We start from the raw sequence: 1,845 nt of genomic DNA on the forward strand, positions 1-1,845 counted from the left end.
CCGAGGATGACCGGCGTCTCGACCGGGAAATTGGCATCCCAGAAATGCACGTCGGAATGGCAGACCCCGACCGCCTTCAGCCGGACAAGAACTTCGCGCGGACCGGGTTTGTCGATGGTGACCTCTTCAATCGACAGCGGCTTGTTCGGCTCCCGCATCACAGCAGCTTTCATGACGTTTCCTCCGGTTGTGTTCTGTTTTTTTTTCAGCATCGCGCCGAAACCGGGATTTGACCAGAGTTGCCGCTGGGTGAGGGCGGGTCAGCCGAATTGCGCGAGTGCCTGACGGGTCGCTTCGTCTGCGGGGAACAGGAGTTCAAGACGAAGATCCCGGATCGTGACGTCCTCACTCGTGCCGAAATGGGCAATCGTCGACAGGAAGCTTAGCTGGCCGTCCGGCGTGTTGAGGATGAGGGGCACGACCGGGCTGCGCGGTCCGGCCGATTTGACCGGGTGCCGCGCGCAGGCCGCTTCAAGGGCGGCAAGATGGTTCATGAGGATCGCATCGCCCGGGGCTTCCATCGCTTCCAGCCGGATACGGCCGGTCATCTCGGCAAGGACTTCGGGCAGGTTGGCGACCAGGTCGGGCGCATCCGGATTGTCGGTCAGGATGCGGACGGCGTTGAGCGGCTGGATGCCCTCGCCCAGCGCCGAGAGCAGGGCTGCGGCCACCGGATTGGCATCGCGGACGTTCCAGTGCCGGTCACACACCATGGCCGGGTTCGGCGTATGGCGGTCGATCATATCCGAGAGCATGTCCCGGAACGGCTTCAGGGCATCGGAACCCAGTTCCGATGCTGGGAAGGCGGCTGAGAAGCCGGCTGCCTGAAGCAATGCATTACGCGTCCCCAGTGGTAGCATCAGCCCGTCTGCGAGCTGCATGACCATGTCGCGGCTGGGCTTTGCCCGGCCGGTTTCGAGGAAGGACAGATGGCGGGCCGAGATGCCGCATTCCAGCGACAATTCGAGCTGGCTGAACCGCCGGGCCATGCGGTGATGACGTAAAGCGTCGGCGAAGGCCGGGCGTCCGGCCAATAATTGGGTGTTGGTCCGGGGGTCAGTCGGCGGCATGCGCCACCGTCGCAGCGATATGTGCGCCTGTCCATTACCCCGCACGTAATTGCGGCGCTTACGCCGGGCGGCAAGTTAGCCGCATCAAACCAGCAGGAGATTCAGATGACCGGGATTTGGAAGACGTGGATGACGATTTGGGCCTCGGGCGTGGTTGCCTTCGGGGTGTTGCTTGCAGCGGCGGCCTTTCCGGGCTTGGACAGGCCTGCCCAAACACTGCTCACGCTTTTCGGCAGCCTGCCGGATGGCGGTGCCATTCTGTCCGACCGGGCCATGCGTTTCGGCGTAGGCCTGATGGGCGCCGTCACCATCGGCTGGGGCCTGACGATCGCCTTTCTGCTACCCGTCATTTCTGCCGCTGGGGCCAGAGGCTGGCGCGCGCTGACGCTGGCCCTGATCATCTGGTACGTGATCGATGGCATCATATCGATCACGACCGGGTTTGGTGTGAACGCCGTGTCGAACACGGCGCTCGCCATTGCATATTTCATTCCTCTCATGGCGTCAGGCGCGCTGCGTGGTGCCTGACCCCGAGCGAGGACTGGAGGATTATTCGCGCTCCGGCCCGGCAACCAGCCCGCTGGCCCGGCCCATGACCTGGAAGATCTCGTTCTGCTCCATCACGCCGGAGATGAGTTCCGATCCGGGGCCCGAGGCGAAGATGGCCACATCGTCGCCGCCATGGGTCTCAGACCACATCGGGTAAAGCGACTGCTGGAGGAAGTCCTTGTCGGTCGTGTCGACGCCGGTCAGGTCCTTGCGGATGCAGTCGAAG

At 63.5% G+C, this 1,845-nt stretch carries 4 protein-coding genes; 1 reads left to right on the plus strand and 3 read right to left on the minus strand.

Annotated elements, in window-relative coordinates; genetic code table 11:
* Both Q1V51_RS13460 and Q1V51_RS05025 read right to left on the minus strand, forming a co-directional pair.
* Positions 1 to 173 (minus strand): alcohol dehydrogenase catalytic domain-containing protein (locus tag Q1V51_RS13460; RefSeq protein ID WP_366522707.1); only part of this gene is annotated, 173 nt, incomplete at its 3' end.
* Positions 174 to 260: 87 nt separating this feature from the next.
* Entirely contained in the window at positions 261 to 1,070 is an 810-nt protein-coding gene (locus tag Q1V51_RS05025) for a helix-turn-helix transcriptional regulator (protein ID WP_300553702.1), read from the minus strand.
* Positions 1,071 to 1,175: 105 nt separating this feature from the next.
* Here Q1V51_RS05025 and Q1V51_RS05030 point away from each other — a divergent pair, with 105 nt between their 5' ends.
* The gene (locus tag Q1V51_RS05030) at positions 1,176 to 1,598 is read left to right on the plus strand and encodes a hypothetical protein (protein ID WP_300553705.1); all 423 of its coding nucleotides are present in this window, start codon (positions 1,176 to 1,178) and stop codon (positions 1,596 to 1,598) included.
* A gap of 21 nt (positions 1,599 to 1,619) precedes the next feature.
* On the opposite strand, the gene Q1V51_RS05035 is transcribed toward Q1V51_RS05030, so the two are convergent.
* The coding region (locus tag Q1V51_RS05035; protein WP_300553708.1) for an alkaline phosphatase at positions 1,620 to 1,845 on the minus strand (226 nt) is incomplete at its 5' end.

Source organism: Maricaulis sp., from assembly GCF_030149235.1.
Classification (GTDB): domain Bacteria; phylum Pseudomonadota; class Alphaproteobacteria; order Caulobacterales; family Maricaulaceae; genus Maricaulis.

What these genes read in the sequence shown, in the direction of transcription:
- Q1V51_RS05030 (WP_300553705.1), top strand. Translation starts at nt 1,176, where the DNA reads ATGACCGGGATTTGGAAGACGTGGATGACGATTTGGGCCTCGGGCGTG.
- Q1V51_RS05025 (WP_300553702.1), bottom strand. Translation starts at nt 1,070, where the DNA reads ATGCCGCCGACTGACCCCCGGACCAACACCCAATTATTGGCCGGACGC.